Origin of the sequence: Burkholderia sp. AU45251, assembly GCF_030482905.1 — a bacterium.
GTDB classification, from domain to species: domain Bacteria; phylum Pseudomonadota; class Gammaproteobacteria; order Burkholderiales; family Burkholderiaceae; genus Burkholderia; species Burkholderia aenigmatica.
Genome location: NZ_JAUJQH010000007.1, coordinates 162,955 through 177,976, shown reverse-complemented (window position 1 = coordinate 177,976; position 15,022 = coordinate 162,955). Strand labels below are relative to the sequence as shown.

14 protein-coding genes are annotated in these 15,022 nt (G+C 66.5%); 9 read left to right on the top strand and 5 right to left on the bottom strand.

The genetic code is table 11. The annotated features are described in order from the left end of the window. Window positions 1-35 precede the first annotated feature (35 nt). Window positions 36-809, top strand: coding sequence for a helix-turn-helix domain-containing protein (locus QZM67_RS17165; RefSeq protein WP_301805099.1), 774 nt, complete (start codon window positions 36-38; stop codon window positions 807-809). Window positions 810-922: 113 nt separating this feature from the next. Continuing rightward, window positions 923-1,978, top strand: a complete 1,056-nt coding sequence (locus QZM67_RS17160) for a LysR family transcriptional regulator (RefSeq protein WP_301805095.1) — start codon at window positions 923-925, stop codon at window positions 1,976-1,978. Here QZM67_RS17160 and leuA read toward each other — a convergent pair. Beyond that, the gene (gene leuA, locus QZM67_RS17155) at window positions 1,896-3,605 is read right to left on the bottom strand and encodes a 2-isopropylmalate synthase (protein ID WP_301805354.1); all 1,710 of its coding nucleotides are present in this window, start codon (window positions 3,603-3,605) and stop codon (window positions 1,896-1,898) included. The genes QZM67_RS17160 and leuA overlap by 83 nt on opposite strands. 958 nt (window positions 3,606-4,563) lie before the next feature. Between leuA and QZM67_RS17150 the strand changes: the two genes are divergently transcribed. From QZM67_RS17150 to QZM67_RS17135, 4 genes are all read left to right on the top strand, one after another. Further along, a complete protein-coding gene (locus QZM67_RS17150; protein ID WP_043178912.1) occupies window positions 4,564-4,953 on the top strand; it encodes a fucose-binding lectin II in 390 nt (129 codons plus the stop codon). A gap of 123 nt (window positions 4,954-5,076) precedes the next feature. After that, window positions 5,077-5,910, top strand: coding sequence for a fucose-binding lectin II (locus QZM67_RS17145; RefSeq protein ID WP_301805093.1), 834 nt, complete (start codon window positions 5,077-5,079; stop codon window positions 5,908-5,910). A gap of 191 nt (window positions 5,911-6,101) precedes the next feature. Beyond that, a complete protein-coding gene (locus tag QZM67_RS17140) occupies window positions 6,102-6,842 on the top strand; it encodes a fucose-binding lectin II (protein ID WP_301805090.1) in 741 nt (246 codons plus the stop codon). Window positions 6,843-6,987: 145 nt separating this feature from the next. Beyond that, entirely contained in the window at window positions 6,988-7,827 is an 840-nt protein-coding gene (locus tag QZM67_RS17135) for an AraC family transcriptional regulator (RefSeq protein WP_301805087.1), read from the top strand. Window positions 7,828-7,884: 57 nt separating this feature from the next. Here QZM67_RS17135 and QZM67_RS17130 read toward each other — a convergent pair whose 3' ends face one another. Then, complete coding sequence (locus QZM67_RS17130; RefSeq protein WP_301805084.1) at window positions 7,885-9,249, bottom strand: M23 family metallopeptidase; 1,365 nt, start codon at window positions 9,247-9,249, stop codon at window positions 7,885-7,887. 340 nt (window positions 9,250-9,589) lie between these two features. Here QZM67_RS17130 and QZM67_RS17125 point away from each other — a divergent pair, with 340 nt between their 5' ends. Beyond that, window positions 9,590-10,459 (top strand): mechanosensitive ion channel family protein, encoded by an 870-nt coding sequence (locus QZM67_RS17125; protein ID WP_301805081.1) that lies wholly within the window; start codon window positions 9,590-9,592, stop codon window positions 10,457-10,459. A gap of 183 nt (window positions 10,460-10,642) precedes the next feature. Here the strand turns inward: QZM67_RS17125 and QZM67_RS17120 are convergent, their stop codons facing one another. The 3 genes from QZM67_RS17120 to QZM67_RS17110 form a co-directional block, all read right to left on the bottom strand. Beyond that, on the bottom strand, window positions 10,643-11,776 hold the full coding sequence (locus tag QZM67_RS17120) for a branched-chain amino acid ABC transporter substrate-binding protein (protein WP_175026543.1): 1,134 nt from the start codon (window positions 11,774-11,776) through the stop codon (window positions 10,643-10,645). Between the two features lie 76 nt (window positions 11,777-11,852). After that, the gene (locus QZM67_RS17115) at window positions 11,853-12,929 is read right to left on the bottom strand and encodes an ornithine cyclodeaminase (RefSeq protein WP_175026544.1); all 1,077 of its coding nucleotides are present in this window, start codon (window positions 12,927-12,929) and stop codon (window positions 11,853-11,855) included. Between the two features lie 68 nt (window positions 12,930-12,997). Further along, window positions 12,998-14,035, bottom strand: coding sequence for a histone deacetylase family protein (locus QZM67_RS17110; protein WP_122948568.1), 1,038 nt, complete (start codon window positions 14,033-14,035; stop codon window positions 12,998-13,000). A gap of 115 nt (window positions 14,036-14,150) precedes the next feature. Between QZM67_RS17110 and QZM67_RS17105 the strand changes: the two genes are divergently transcribed. Then, window positions 14,151-14,639, top strand: coding sequence for an Lrp/AsnC family transcriptional regulator (locus QZM67_RS17105; RefSeq protein WP_175010758.1), 489 nt, complete (start codon window positions 14,151-14,153; stop codon window positions 14,637-14,639). 65 nt (window positions 14,640-14,704) lie between these two features. Beyond that, complete coding sequence (locus QZM67_RS17100) at window positions 14,705-14,992, top strand: hypothetical protein (RefSeq protein WP_089453916.1); 288 nt, start codon at window positions 14,705-14,707, stop codon at window positions 14,990-14,992. Window positions 14,993-15,022: the final 30 nt, after the last annotated feature.

The window sequence follows — 15,022 nt, the reverse complement described above, 5'->3', positions numbered from 1 at the left end:
CGCGCAAAGCGCATTCGTCGTCGAGAAAAGGACACGTGGATCAATTTTTCAGTGTGCTCGAGCACAAGGACAAGCACAAGCAGATCGCCGTCGTCGCGTCCGACGCGGCGGCCGGCATCGCGTATCCGCCGCATTCGCACCGGCATGGCCAGCTGATTCACGCGATTTCCGGCGTGATGCTCGTGCATGCGGATGCCGGCAGCTGGGTCGTGCCGACGGGGCGCGCGGTCTGGGTGCCGGGCGGCACCCAGCACGAAATCCGGATGGCCGGCGACGTGCAGATGCGCACGGTATTCGTCGCGCACGAAGTGCGGCCGAGCCTGCCGCGCGAATGCCGCGTGATCGAGGTCGGCACGTTGCTGCGCGAGCTGATCGTGACCGCGTGCGAACTGCCGGCCGATTACGACCTCGCGCATCGCGCGGGCCGCGTGCTCGCGCTGATCCTCGACGAAATCGAGATCGCGCCGCTGCTGTCGCTGCATGTGCCGATGCCGCGCCATCCGGCGCTCGCCGCGCTGTGCACGCGGCTCATCAATGACCCGTCGTCGGTCGTCACCCTGCAGTCGTGGGCGCGCGACGCGCACATGAACGAGCGCACGCTCGCGCGCACCTTCAAGCGTGAAACGGGCATGACGCACGGTGCGTGGTGCCGCCATGCGCGCCTGCTGCTGAGCCTGCCGCGCCTGGCCGCCGGCACGCCGATCCTCGAACTCGCGCTCGAACACGGCTACGACAGCCCCAGCGCGTTCGCGGCGATGTTCCGCAAGGCACTCGGCGTGCCGCCGAGCGAATACTTCTCGCGACGCTGAACCGCCCTGTCCGTTTCGCGACGATCGTTCGCTGACGTGCGCGCGCGGCACGGCAGGCCGCTCGCTACAGTAGCGGCATCGCACGACACCGGCGCCACGCGCCCGCCCCGACGATGGATCTCATTCAAAGCATGCAGGTTTTCGTCACGCTCGCCGACGCGGGGACCTTCACCGAAACCGGCAAGCGGCTCAACCTCACGACCGCGTATGTCAGCCGCACGATCGCGTCGCTCGAAGCGCATCTCGGCATCCGGCTGATGAACCGCACGACGCGCTCGATGTGCCTGACCGAAGCCGGCGAACGCTATCTCGCGCGCGCACGCGACATCACGCTCGCCGTCGATGCGAGCGAACGCGAAGCACGCGGCGCGCGGCTGCATCCGCACGGCCGGCTGCGCGCGCACTGCAGCGCCAGCATCGCGAATCGTTTCGTGATTCCGCTCGTCGCGCGCTTCCAGGCGCGCTATCCGGACGTCAGCGTCGACCTGACGCTCGCGCCGCAGGTGCCGGACCTGATCCGCGACAGCTACGACGTCGCGGTGATTGCGATGCCGAGCCTGCCGAGTTCCGATCAGGTCGCGATCGACGTCGGGCGGATCGGCAGCGTGCTGTGCGCGTCGCCCGCGTATGTCGCGCGGCACGGGATGCCGGATACGCCGCGCGCGCTCGCGCGGCATCGCTGCCTGCAACTGGTCGCACCGGCCTACCCGGCGCGCGAATGGACGCTGACGTGCGGTGCGGCTTCGGAAACGGTCGCGTTCGAGCCGACGATGACGGCCGACGTCGCGGCATCGCTCGAGATCGCGGTTCGGGAAGGGGCGGGCATCGGCCTGCTGCCGGAGTTCGTCGCGGACGACGGGCTGCGTTCAGGCGCGCTGGTGCGCGTGCTGCGCGATTACCGCGCGGAGGACGTGGGCGTGTTTCTGGTGTATCCGTCGCGCCGGCATCTCGACGCGAAGACGCGCGCGTGGGTGGATTTCATGAAGGCGGAACTGTGCGCGGCGCTCGACGGGCCGCGCGGAGGCAACCGCCCGGACCACGACGCGACCGCGCCGGACATCGCCGGCGCGGCCGCCGATGCCCCGCTTACGCGACAGCCTTCACCGCGGGCTGCGCGGCAAAAAACGTCGCCTGCGCCGCTTCGTCCGCGCGCGCATACGCACGGTTGATACCGCTGATCACCGCGCGGATCGACGCGGTCGTCAGGTTCGCGTCGATGCCGACGCCGAACGCACTGCCGCGCACGCCCGTGCCGGCCAGCTCGGCGATCGCAATCGCCTTCGCATCGGCACCCTGCGACAACGCGCGCTCCTCGTAGTGCTGGATCCGCAGCGGCGTGCGCAACGCGTGCATCAGCGCATCGAGCGGGCCGTTGCCTTCACCGCGCAGCACGCGGCGCTCGCCGTGCACGTCGGCGGTCAGCACGATCGACTCGCGGCCGTCGCGCTCGGTCAATTCATGGCCGACATAACGCAGCGGCGCATCGCCTTCCACGTATTCCTGCTGGAACAGCGACCAGATCTGCGCGCTCGTCACCTCGAGCCCGCTGTCGTCGGTCAGGCGCTGCACGGCCGCACTGAAGTCGACCTGCAGGCGGCGCGGCAGCGCGACGCCATAGCTCTGTTCGAGCAGGTACGCGATACCGCCCTTGCCCGACTGGCTGTTCACGCGAATGATCGAGTCGTACGTGCGGCCGACGTCGCTCGGATCGATCGGCAGATACGGCATTTCCCACACGGCATCGGGGCGCTGCACCGCAAAGCCCTTCTTGATCGCGTCCTGGTGCGAGCCGGAGAATGCGGTGAACACCAGATCGCCGACATACGGATGGCGCGGATGGATCGGCAACTGCGTGCATTCCTCGGCCGTGCGCGCGACTTCGTTGATCTGCGAGAAATCGAGGCCCGGATCGACGCCCTGCGAGTACAGGTTCAGCGCGAGCGTGACGAGATCGACGTTACCGGTGCGTTCGCCGTTGCCGAACAGGCAGCCCTCGATCCGGTCCGCACCGGCCATCACCGCGAGCTCGGCCGCCGCGACCGCGGTGCCGCGGTCGTTGTGCGGATGCACGGACACGATCAGCGCATCGCGGCGCGCGAGGTTGCGGTGCATCCATTCGATCTGGTCCGCGTAGAAGTTCGGTGTGCCGACTTCGACGGTGGCCGGCAGGTTCACGATCGCCTTGTGCTCCGGCGTCGGCTGCCACACGTCGAACACCGCGTCGCAGACTTCCTTTGCGAAATCGAGCTCGGTCGCCGTGAAGGTCTCCGGGCTGTATTGCAGCGTGAAATGCGTATCGGTCGCGGCGTCGGCGCAGCGCTTGATCGTGCGCGCGGCGTTCACCGCGAGCGCCTTCACGCCGTCGCGGTCGAGGCCGAACACGATCTTGCGGAATTCCGGCGCGGTCGCGTTGTACAGGTGCACGATCGCGCGCTTCGCGCCGCGCAGCGATTCGAAGGTGCGCTCGATCAGGTCGTCGCGCGCCTGCGTGAGCACCTCGATCGTCACGTCGTCGGGAATGTGGCCGCCTTCGATCAGCTCGCGCACGAAGTTGAAATCGGTCTCGGACGCCGACGGGAACGCGACCTCGATCTCCTTGAAACCGATCGCAACCAGCATCTTGAACATCCGCATCTTGCGCGCGGCGTCCATCGGCTCGAACAGCGACTGGTTGCCGTCGCGCAGGTCGGTGCTCATCCAGATCGGCGCTTGCGTGATCGTGCGCGTCGGCCACATGCGGTTCGGCAGGTTGACGGGCGTGAACGGTCGGTACTTCGTCGCGGGGTTCTTCAGCATCATGATGTTCGGTCCTCGGTCGGTTTGTCGGGAAACCGCGGCGCGGCGGCCATCGGTCGTGGCGGCCAGCTGCGCGCGCAGCGGTAAAAACGGTAGAAAACGGCACAACGGCTAAGCGGTACGGCGAACGACAGCCTTGGCGGTTGAGCGACCGGGACGGAGCGGAGCGATTCGGAAGAAGGACGAACTCAGGCGCCGGTCGACAACCGGGGCCAGGTCGGTGATGCGGGGGAAATCTGGCGCTTCAGGAAAGAAGCAGATGGAAAGCGCGCAGCCGCAGACCCAGCCCGGAGAAACGGGCTAGTAGTCGTAGCGAGAAGAGGGGCTGGGCGGCTTGCATGGCCGAAATCAAATCACAGGGCGATGGGGGCTGTCAACGGGCTGAGTGCAAATGGCGCCGAATTTGATCGCTCAGAATCAGTCCTGTCCGATAGGCGGCGTGCGGCCCCGTCGATATCCTTCACGGGTGCGGTGCCGGTGAGGCCCCTGTTCACGTTCGGAGTGAGTTGGTCTACGTACTTCGCCGGTTGCCGCACCCCCTCCTGTTGCATTCAATCGGGTTTCGGCGTGGGCGTTCGGTGGTGGTCGGTGGGCGCGGCCACGACAGAGAAAGATGGTGTTGAAACGCTAACGCTGCCATATGCGAACGCCGAGCGTCCGCGCCGAAGCCCGATTGCCCCCGCCTCCTGTCTCCCCATCCGCCCCGCCTGCGCAGCCGCGCATCGTTCAAAAAATCGATACACGCGCCGATATAGTTTCTTGAATATATCGAAATACCATCGATTAAACACATTTCATTAAATCGATTAACCTCAGTTTTCGATTTACTGAACAATAGCCATTCTCAGGCGAATATTTTTTATTTATTTTTCGGCATGCTCGATTCGTCGCGCTTCAAACGGCAAACGTTTGCGCGACACAGCTCGAAGCCTTACCCATCATTCCTCAGGAGGAAAGCATGGCCGATTCTCAAACGTCTTCCAATCGTGCCGGCGAGTTTTCGATTCCGCCGAATACCGATTTCCGAGCGATTTTCTTCGCGAATGCCGCCGAGCAGCAACACATCAAGCTGTTTATCGGCGACAGCAAGGAACCCGCCGCGTATCACAAGCTGACGACGCGCGACGGCACGCGTGAAGCGACACTGAATTCCGGCAACGGCAAGATCCGCTTCGAAGTGTCGGTGAACGGCAAGCCATCGGCCACCGATGCGCGCCTCGCGCCGATCAACGGCAAGAAATCGGACGGCTCGCCGTACACGGTCAACTTCGGGATCGTTGTGTCGGAAGACGGCCACGACAGCGACTACAACGATGGCATCGTCGTGCTCCAGTGGCCGATCGGCTGACCTGACGCGCACCCGACGACTCACCACCGCCGCCCGCCTCCAGGCCGGCCGGCGGTTGCTCGCCGCATTCGGCGGCACCTCACCCTCTTTGCATCGAAACCCGCCCTACCAACGGAGACCTCCATGCCCCTCCTTTCGGCTTCGATCAACAGCGCCCCCGTGACGACATCGGAAACCTACGTCGACATCCCGGGCCTGACCATCGACATCGCCAAGGCAGAGATTCGAGACGGGAAACTGCAAGTCATCCTCAACGTGCCGACGCCGTACGCGACCGGCAACAACTTCCCCGGCATCTATTTCGCGATCGCGACCGACAAGGGCGTCGTCGCGGACGGCTGCTTCACCTATTCGTCGAAAGTGCCCGAAGCCACCGGGCGCATGCCGTTCACGCTCGTCGCGACGATCGACGCCGGCACCGGCGTCACGTTCGTGAAGGGCCAGTGGAAAAGCGTGCGCGGCAGCGCGATGCATATCGATTCGTACGCGAGCCTGTCCGCGATCGGCGATACAGCCGCGCAATCGTCATCACCCGGCAGCGGAAGCGGCGAAACCGGCACGGGCGGCAACCCGGGCGGCACGGGTAGCGGCACGATCGGCGGCGGCGGCGAGCGTGACGGCACGTTCACCCTGCCGCCGAACATCAAGTTCGGCGTCACCGCGCTCACCAACGCGGCGAACGACCAGACGATCGACATCTACGTCGACGACAACCCGAAACCGGCCGCCACGTTCAAGGGCGCCGGCATGCAGGACCAGAACCTCGGCACCAAAGTGCTCGACTCCGGCAAGGGGCGCGTGCGCGTGATCGTGATGGCGAACGGCAAGCCGTCGCGGCTCGGCTCGCGGCAGGTCGACCTCTTCAAGAAGACCTACTTCGGGATCGTCGGCTCGGAGGACGGCAGCGACGACGACTACAACGACGGCATCGTGTTCCTGAACTGGCCGCTGGGCTGAGCACGATTGCGCGGCGCGGCCGGGTGCGCGCGCCGCCGTCGATCCCGCAGTGACGACGGGGCCGACCACACATTGCGAACCGATTCATTCGAGCAGTCATTGGCAGTCCCACGCTGTACTCCGTACGCGACAACGGCGAAACCCATTCACCGGCCGCGCGACGCGAGCCCTTTCATCGAGACGAGGACGACATGTCACAACCGTTTACCCATGACGATCTGTACGCCCTGCTGCAACTCGCGGGCAACGATGCCAGCGCCGTACAGGCGAACGGCGACCAGGCGGTGCTCGACCGGATGCGCCAGTTCATGACCGCACAGCTCGTGGAAAAGCTGCCGCAATACGATGTGTTCGTCGACATCGCGACCATCCCGTACAGCTTCGACGTCGGCAGCTGGCAAAACAAGGTGAAGACCGATGCGGCCGGGCAGGTGGTCGCCTGCACGGTGACGTGGGCCGGCGCGCCCGGCGTGCTGCCCGGAGCCGCGGCGAAGTTCGGTGTCGGTGCGGTGGTCAATTACTTCTCGAAGGCGACGCCGCAGCCGCAGCCCACGCAGCCGGATACCACGACGACCGGCGGCGGCGAACGCGACGGCGTCTTCAACCTGCCGCCGAACATCGCGTTCGGCGTGACCGCGCTGGTCAATTCGTCGGCGCCGCAGACGATCGACATCTACGTCGACGACAACCCGAAACCGGCCGCGACGTTCCAGGGCGCCGGCACGCAGGACGCGAACCTGAACACGCAGATCGTGAACTCCGGCAAGGGGAAGGTGCGCGTGGTCGTGACGGCGAACGGCAAGCCGTCGAAGATCGGCTCGCGCCAGGTCGACATCTTCAAGAAGACCTACTTCGGTCTGGTCGGGTCGGAAGACGGGACGGACGGTGACTACAACGACGGTATCGCCATCCTGAACTGGCCGCTCGGCTAAGCAGCGCCATCCTGCCCCCTCGCCACGCCGCCCGGCGTGGCGATCTGCTTTGCCGCGTCGTCCGCCCACGCCCCGCCCGCAAGAACGATCAAATGCCCCCGCCGCCGATACCATATAGTCCGCCCGACACCCTCATTGGAATGCCATGAATCCGGTTGGACAAGCACTCTGGTTTATCGAAACCCAGCTGGACAGGGAATTGACGCTCGACAGGATTGCCGCCAATTGCGACATGACGCGTTTCGGTTTCTCGCGCCTGTTCTCGATGAATACCGGCTGGCCGGTGATGCGCTATGTCCGGTCGAGACGGCTCACGCGTGCGGCGCGCGCGTTGGCACAAGGTGCGCCGGGCATCCTGCATGTGGCACTCGATGCCGGCTATGGCTCCCATGAGGCGTTCACGCGCGCCTTCCGCGATCTCTTCGGCGTGACGCCCGAGGACGTGCGGGCACGGCGCACCCTCGACGGGTTGTCTCTTGTGGAGCCGCTACGCATGAAAGAACTGAAGATCATCGACGTTGCACCGTCACGCTTCGAAACCACCGGCAAGCGGCTAATCGCCGGCATGAGCGACCGCTACACGTTCGAAACCAACGAAGGCATTCCGGCGCTGTGGCAAGCGTTCATCCCATACATCGGTACCCTTCCCGGCCAGGTCGACGATGTGACCTACGGCGTGTGCTGCAACCCCGATACGGATGGCAGCTTCGAATACATTGCGGGCGTGGAAGTCACCAGCCGCGATCGACTGACCGCACCCTTGCGCTGTGTCGAACTCGCACCGCAGCGGTATGCGGTCTTCGAACACAGCGGGCATATTTCCACGCTGCACCAGACGTTCTACAGCATCTGGAACGGCTGGCTGCCTACGTCGGGATTCAAGGCGGTCGACGCGCCCGAGTTCGAGCGCTACAGCGCGGACTACGATCCGATGACGGGCACCGGCGTGCTGGAAATCTGGTTGCCCGTCGAACCCGCCGTGTAAGCGGTTTGCGTTGATCGGCCGCGACGTGGCTCGTCTCGGCCGGCCCTTCCCCGGCAGTCAGCCAGCAAGCGACCCGGCAAGCGTCGCCATCGCCACCGGCTGCGACCACGCAGCCGACGCCAGATGCGTGCGCGCGTCGAGCACCACGCGATTGAACGCGACGCGCCGTTCGCCCGTCAGCTTCGCCGCGTTGCCCGCCTGGACCAGCGCGACCGGATCGACGAGACGATCGTGCCGCCGGACCTCGAAGTGCAGATGCGGCCCGGTGGCCGTGCCCGTGCTGCCGACCGCGCCGACACGCTCGCCGCGCGCGACCCGCATGCCGGTTCGCAGCGTCGGCTCGAATGCCGACAGGTGCGCGTAGTACGACGCATAGCCGCCGTCGTGGCGGATCACCACGTACTTGCCGTAGCCGCGCGGCGCGGTGCCGATGAACGTGACGACGCCACGCTCCGACGCATGAACCGCACGCCCGGACGGCGCCGCGAGATCGACGCCGGAATGCACATGGCGCGCACCGGTTACCGGATGCACGCGCGTACCGAAATGCGAGCTGATCCGCGTTGCGTTGACCGGCATCGCAAACCGCGCGCCGGCGAGCGGCACACCGCCGAGGTCGTAATAGGCGCCCGGCGAGCCGGCATCGGGCGCAAACCACACGCCCGCGACATGCTGGCCGCGAAAGCGCAGCTCGAGCGCCGTCACGCGCACGCCGCCCGGCCGCTTGGCGTTGCCGTCGGGTTCGTATGCAACGCGGAACGTGTCGCCGAGTACACCGCGCTGCTTCGGGTCGACGCGACCGGCGAGCATGCGGGTGATCTGCGCGGCAACGCCGGCCGGCAGATCGGCGCGTGCCAGCGACGCCTGCAGGCTGCCGACGATCGCGCCGGCCCGCGCGCCGCGCTCGGCTTCCGCGAGCACGAACGGCTCGGCGGCGGCAAGATCGACGGGACGCCGTTCGAACGCAGCCGGCGCGCCCACCACGGGCAACGGCGACGCAAGACCGTAATCGAACCTCGACGCGTACGCGCGTTCGACCGCCACGCGCGCCGCATCGCACAGCACGCGGTAAGCCACGCAGGCACCGAAGCGCGCAACGGGGTCGTCGCGTTCGCCGGTCGTTGGCACGGCCAACGCATGCGACGCATAGGCAACGTCGAGCGGCGCGGCCGTCGATGCGTGCAAACCGCCCCACGTGGTGCGCGCGGCATTGAAAAAGGGCACGTCGACAAGGTCAGCCATCACGGGCGAAAACGGCGCGGCGTCGTGAGACGCGTGGGCCACCGCCCCCGGTGCGCCGGCCACACAGGCCGCCGCGATGACACCGCGCAGCAGCGCGCGGCGCATCGGGAAAGCGTGAACGCCGCGCTGCGCGGGTTGACCTTGTTCGCGTGCGAGACGGAAACGCAGGTCTAACCGCATGACGTCGTCACTCGCTGTCTGTCAGTGAAAAATCGGGAGAGAACCGGGTAACGCGGAGGAACGATCATCGCGACCCGGCAACGTGAAAACGAGTGTATCGGCGTGATCGAAATGGCTGAATAGGACAAGTCCTATTTGATGGAAAAGCCTCTTCGTACTAAATCGAATTCGCGATTTCGCGGCCTGGCGGCACGGCGATGCGGCATTCGCCCCCACCCATTCGCGCGAACCATCTCGCCCCGAGTACGGTCGAACGCTGCCGGCACGTAAGCGCAAGCTTGCCCGACCACGGCAGGCACGCGACGCGCCGCGCACCGCTTCTCCAAACCGGAATCCCGTCATGTTGCTCGATCACCTGCATCCGGAACGCTGGACGTTCCTGTGGAACGCACTGTCCACGCTCTCCATCAAGCTGTGCGCCGGCCTGGCGCTGCTCGTCGCCGGCTGGTGGCTGTCGAAACGCATCGGCAACTGGCTGAACCGTCTGCTCTCGAACAAGGAGCGCGTCGACGACACGCTGCGGCCGATCCTCTGCGACGTCGCCGTGTGGGGCATCCGTATCGTCGCGATCGTCGGCGCGCTGTCGCAGCTCGGCATCGAAACCGCGAGCATCGTCGCGGTGCTCGGCGCCGCCGGCCTCGCGATCGGCCTCGCGCTGCAGGGCACGATGCAGAACATCGCGGCCGGCATCATGCTTCTGCTGCTGCGGCCGTTCAAGGTCGGCGACTATATCGACGGCGGCACGGGCGTCGCGGGCACCGTCGACGAGGTCGGGCTCTTCATGACGCGGCTGACGAAGCCGGACGGCATCTGCGAATACGTGCCGAACAGCGCGCTGTGGGGCAGCTCGATCCGCAACTACACGCGCAACCCGACGCGCCGCCTCGATCTCGAAGTGGAAGTCTCGGTGCATGACGATATCGATCGCGCGCTCGACGCGCTGCGCGGGCTGGCCGCGGCCGATCCCGACGTGCTGCAGGATCCCGCGCCGGACGTGATGGTGATGCGCTTCGACGACAGCACGGTCGTCGCGAACATGCGCGTATGGACGCACACCGACAAGTTCTGGGCAATGCGCTGGCGCCTCGCGCGCCAGGTGCGCAAGACGCTCGCCGACGCGAGCTGCACGCTGCCGATCCGTACGCGCGAGCTGCACATCGTGCACGACGCGGAGCGCCGCACGGACAGCACGCAGGCGCAACGGATGTAAGCGGCGCGTGTGCCCGGCCAGCGCTCGAATCAGCCCCGACACCGCTCATCGTCGAGCTTGCATTCGACTGGCTGCGGCAGCCCCGCCTCGTACCAGGGGTGGTCGACCACGACGTGTTCGCCGGTATCGCGGCCTGAGGCCCGCGCCTGCGGTCAGCGCGCGATACCGGCTTGCAGTGCTGCGTTACATCTTCACGATATCGAGCAGCGCCTTCTTGCCGCTCTTGTACGTGAACACCGAGATTGCCCCATGCTTCAGGTCGCCCTGCGGCGTGAAGCTCGTCTCGCCGATCACGCCTTTGTAGTCGGTGGCCGGCATCGCGGCCAGCACCTTCGCCGGGTCGGTCGAGTTCGCGCGTTTCATCGCGTCGACGATGATGTAGACGGCGTCGTACGAGAACGGCGCGTACACCTGCATCGGCTGGTGGTAACGCGCCTCATAGCGTTTCGCGAACGCCGCGCCGCCCGGCATCTTCTCGAGCGCGATACCGGCCTCGGAGCACACGACGTTGTCTGACGCCGGGCCCGCGAGCTTCGGCAGGTCGGTCGAGCACACGCCGTCGCCGGCGAGGATCTTTGCACGCATGCCGAGCTGGCGCGCCTGCTTCGCGAGCGGGCCGCCCGTCGCGTCCATGCCGCCGTACATGATCGCGTCCGGGTTGGCGCCCTTGATCTTCGTGAGGATCGCGCGGAAGTCGATCGCCTTGTCGTTGGTCGCGTCGCGCGACACGACCTTCATCCCGGCCGCCTTCGCGGCCTTCTCGAATTCGGTCGCGAGGCCCTGCCCGTACGCGGTCGAATCGTCGACCACGGCCACCGTCTTGATGCCCATGTTCTTCGCCGCATACATCGCGAGCGCCGGCCCCTGCTGCGCGTCGGTCGCAACCACGCGGTAGGTCGTCTTGAAACCCTGCTGCGTGTACGTCGGGTTGGTCGCGGCCTGCGAGATCTGTACGACGCCGCCGTCGCGATAAACGCGCGACGCCGGAATCGACGTGCCCGAATTGTGATGGCCGACGACACCGACGACCTTGTCGTCGACGAGCCGCTGCGCGACCTGCGTCGCGGTGCGCGGATCGCCCGCGTCGTCCTGCGCGTCGAGCTGCAGCGTGACCTTCTTGCCGCCGATCGTCAGGCCCTTCGCGTTGATTTCCTCGACCGCAAGGCGCGCGCCGTTCTCGCTGTCCTTGCCGAGGTGCGCGATTGCGCCGGTCAGCGGCGCGACGTGGCCGATGCGCACGATTTCGTCCGCGTGTGCGGACAGCGCGCACGTGAGCGCCGCCGCTGCCGCGAATGCCGTCATGGAATGTCGAAGCATGTCTGTCTCCTGGTCAGTCTTGTGGGTCCCGTTCAATGCGGGACGTGTTGTGGTTCGGATGACGAAGCGTGGACGGTCAGTGATGCAGCGCTTCCCGCACCGCTCGGCCGATCCCGGCCGGCAGCACGGCGGACTCGCCGCGCGTCGCGACGCCGTAAAGGTCCTTCGGATCGCGCGGCGCGGGAATCAGGTCGAGCTCGATGCCGATCTCGCGCTCGCGCGCGGCGGCGTTCAGATAGCGCAGCGCCGAGAAATCCTCGAGGGCGAAGCCGACCGAATCGAACACCGTCACTTGCGCATCCGATTCGCGGCCCGGTTCGGCACCCGACACGATCCGCGCGAACTCGATCACCGGGAAATCCGCCGGCATCTGCTGGATATCTCCTTCGATGCGCGTCTGCGGCTCGTATTCGACGATGACGCGTGCGCGGCGCAGCACATCCGCATGCAGCTCGGTCTTGCCCGGGCAATCGCCGCCCACGGCGTTCACGTGCATCCCGTCCTCGATCATGTCGGGCGTCAGGATCGTCGCGTTGGTCTTGTCGGCCGTGACCGTCGTCACGATGTCCGCGCCACGCACCGCGTCCGCCGCCGACGCGCAGCGGATCACGCGCAATCCCTCGAACGACGCGAGGTTGCGAATCAGCTTGTCGGTCGCGGCCGGATCGATGTCGAACACGCGCAGTTCGTCGATGCCGAGCATCACGTGGAAGGCGATCGCCTGGAATTCGCTCTGCGCGCCGTTGCCGATCAGCGCCATCGAACGCGCATCGGCACGTGCGAGAAAGCGCGCGACCAATGCGGAGGTCGCGGCGGTGCGGATCGCGGTCGTCAGCGTCATCTCGCTCAACAGCAGCGGATAGCCGGTATCGACGTCGGCCAGCACGCCGAACGCCATCACGGTCAGCAGGTCGGCCTTGGTGTTTTTCGGGTGGCCGTTCACGTACTTGAACGCATACAGCCGCGCGTCCGACGTCGGCATCAGCTCGATCACGCCGTCGGTCGAATGGCTGGCGAGGCGGGCGGTCTTCTCGAACGTCTCCCAGCGCCGGTAGTCCTGCTCGATAGTCGAGGCCATCGTCGTCAGGATCTGCGTCATCCCGACTTCGGCCACGAGCGTCGACACGCTCGTCACATTTAGGTATCGCGTCATGCCCTTGCTCCACGGTTGCGGCGGCCGGCACGGGGCACGGCCGCCGTTGAAACGGTCGGCGCCGCGCGTTACGCACGCCCTTCGAATCCCAGCAGCACGTTGACCGCGTTGATGCCGATCTCGTCGACCATGTAGCCGCCTTCCATCACGAACAGCGTCGGCACGTTCAGGCGCGCGAGCGCCGCGCCGATGCGCAGGTAGTCGGGCGAGCGCAGCCGGAAATGGCTGATCGGGTCGTGCTCGAAGGTGTCGACGCCGAGCGACACGACGAGCGCGTCGGGCGCATGCGCGGCGATCGCGGCGGCCGCGTGGTCGAGCGCCGCCGAATAGGTATCCCACAGCGTGCCCTTCGGCAGCGGCAGGTTCAGGTTGAAGCCTTCGCCCGCGCCGATGCCGCGTTCTTCCGCATAGCCGGAGAAGTACGGGTACGACACCGGCGGCTCGCCGTGGATCGACGCGAACAGCACGTCCGCGCGGTCGTAGAAGATGTCCTGCGTGCCATTGCCGTGGTGGAAATCGACGTCGAGCACCGCGACGCGCGCGGCGCCCTGCGCGATGCAGTGCTGCGCGGCGATCGCCGCGTTGTTCAGGTAGCAATAGCCGCCCATGTACTCGCGGCCCGCGTGATGGCCGGGCGGGCGGCACAGCGCGAACGCCGCGCGCGCCGCGCCGCTCGACAGCAGGTCGGCGCCGGTGAGCGCCGAGTTCGCGCTCGCGCTCACGGCATCCCACGTGCCGGCGTTGATCGGCGCGCCGGCGTCCATCGCGTAGAAGCCGAGCTTCCCGTCGATGAACGCGGGCGGCGTCGCGGCGGCCGGCATCGCGCGCACCGGCCACACGAGCGGCAGCGCCTGGCAGGTGCGGCCCGTCGCGGCCCACTCGTCCCACGCACCGGCGAGGAAATCGACATAGCGGGCGCTGTGCGCGGCCGCGTAGCGGGCGCGGTCGAACGGCTTCGGCGCGATCACGTCGCCGAGGCCGGCGGCGCGCACCTGCGCGAGCACCGTTTCGGCGCGAAGGGGGTTTTCGAACGAATCGGTGATCGCGCCGTCCTTCAGTTCGACGCCGCGATGCAGTTGGTGATCGCTGCTGTAGACCGTGAGCATGGTTAACTGTTGCGGTGAGGGTGGCAACAGTTTATTGACGGCAACCGGCAATAGTTTTGCTTTCGACGCGCGGCTTTTATACAATTTTGAGAAAACCGCCTACGGAATCCACGAAATGAGCAAAAATCGCGCGTCGGCCGAACTGGATGGCGTCGACCGCGCCATGCTGCGCCTGCTGCAGGACGACGGCGCGCTGTCGAACGCGACGCTCGGCGAGAAGCTGTCGCTGAGCGTCACGCCCTGCTGGCGGCGCCGCAAGCGGCTCGAGGACGAGGGCGTGATCACCGGCTACCAGGCGAATCTCGACCGGCGCGCGCTCGGCATGAACGTGTTCGCGTTCGTGCAGGTGACGTTCAACATGCATTCCGACCAGGATTCCGATCACTTCGAGGACGTGATGCGGCGTCACGACGAAGTGACGTCCTGCCACAAGATCACCGGCGCGGCCGACTACATCCTGCAGGTCGTCGCGGCCGATCTCGACGCGTATGCGGAATTCGTCGAGCGCGTGTTGCGCAAGCAGGCCGGGGTGTCGTCGATCCAGTCGAGCCTCGCGTTGCGCGAAGTGAAGTTCTCGTCGCGCGTGCCGGTGCCAGGCGACTGAACGATGCGGCGAACGTGCAGGCCGCCGCCCGACTCTCCGAAACTCATCCCATGGAGCACTACCCAATGAAGCGTTTCCTCCCTTCGGTGTCGCTGGCCGCCACGCTGGCCTGCGCGTTCGCACTGAGCGCCTGTGCCGCGCCATCCACGCCGCCGGCTCAATCGTCGGCGCCGGCCGTACCGCCGATGCCCGGTAGCGATCGCGATGCGCACGGCTGCATCCCTTCGGCCGGCTATTCGTGGTGCGAAGCAACGCAGCAATGCGAGCGCCCGTGGGAACTCGCGAAACAGAAGGGCTTCGCGAATTCGGCGCAAGCGTACGACCAGTTCTGCCGGAACGGTGCCGCGAAGTAAAGTGACGTGACGTCACGCGATCGTGTCGCG

Coding starts and splice junctions, on each gene's coding strand:
- QZM67_RS17135 (WP_301805087.1), top strand. CDS start 6,988: ATGAATCCGGTTGGACAAGCACTCTGGTTTATCGAAACCCAGCTGGAC.
- QZM67_RS17115 (WP_175026544.1), bottom strand. CDS start 12,929: ATGACGCGATACCTAAATGTGACGAGCGTGTCGACGCTCGTGGCCGAA.
- QZM67_RS17120 (WP_175026543.1), bottom strand. CDS start 11,776: ATGCTTCGACATTCCATGACGGCATTCGCGGCAGCGGCGGCGCTCACG.
- QZM67_RS17125 (WP_301805081.1), top strand. CDS start 9,590: ATGTTGCTCGATCACCTGCATCCGGAACGCTGGACGTTCCTGTGGAAC.
- QZM67_RS17150 (WP_043178912.1), top strand. CDS start 4,564: ATGGCCGATTCTCAAACGTCTTCCAATCGTGCCGGCGAGTTTTCGATT.
- QZM67_RS17105 (WP_175010758.1), top strand. CDS start 14,151: ATGAGCAAAAATCGCGCGTCGGCCGAACTGGATGGCGTCGACCGCGCC.
- QZM67_RS17145 (WP_301805093.1), top strand. CDS start 5,077: ATGCCCCTCCTTTCGGCTTCGATCAACAGCGCCCCCGTGACGACATCG.
- QZM67_RS17110 (WP_122948568.1), bottom strand. CDS start 14,035: ATGCTCACGGTCTACAGCAGCGATCACCAACTGCATCGCGGCGTCGAA.
- QZM67_RS17130 (WP_301805084.1), bottom strand. CDS start 9,249: ATGCGGTTAGACCTGCGTTTCCGTCTCGCACGCGAACAAGGTCAACCC.
- QZM67_RS17140 (WP_301805090.1), top strand. CDS start 6,102: ATGTCACAACCGTTTACCCATGACGATCTGTACGCCCTGCTGCAACTC.
- QZM67_RS17100 (WP_089453916.1), top strand. CDS start 14,705: ATGAAGCGTTTCCTCCCTTCGGTGTCGCTGGCCGCCACGCTGGCCTGC.
- leuA (WP_301805354.1), bottom strand. CDS start 3,605: ATGCTGAAGAACCCCGCGACGAAGTACCGACCGTTCACGCCCGTCAAC.
- QZM67_RS17160 (WP_301805095.1), top strand. CDS start 923: ATGGATCTCATTCAAAGCATGCAGGTTTTCGTCACGCTCGCCGACGCG.